The organism is Urechidicola vernalis (assembly GCF_031846385.1).
Taxonomy (GTDB): domain Bacteria; phylum Bacteroidota; class Bacteroidia; order Flavobacteriales; family Flavobacteriaceae; genus Urechidicola; species Urechidicola vernalis.
The window spans coordinates 1-225 of sequence record NZ_JAVRHV010000035.1; the positions used below are offsets into that span (position 1 = coordinate 1).

Sequence of the window (225 nt, forward strand, 5' to 3'; positions counted from 1 at the left end):
AGTTTGTTCAGTTTCAATAACCCCAATTGCAGTGTCAAGGACTATAATATCAGCTTCATTACCGCTAATATTTCCTGCATTTGTAGCAATATTAGTTGCATTTGTAGCAATTCCAGAAATATCTTGATCTCCAGTGTTAGTTCCAGAAGTATTTGCAATGATAGCCGCTTGCGCAGGAGTAATTCCTGTTTTAGCCGTATTTAGAGCAATTGCAGCATCTTGCGC

General features: G+C 38.7%; 1 protein-coding gene. It reads right to left on the reverse strand.

The genetic code is table 11. From position 1 onward, the window contains the following. On the reverse strand, positions 1–225 hold a 225-nt coding region (locus RM519_RS13995; protein WP_311594447.1), incomplete at both ends, for a hypothetical protein.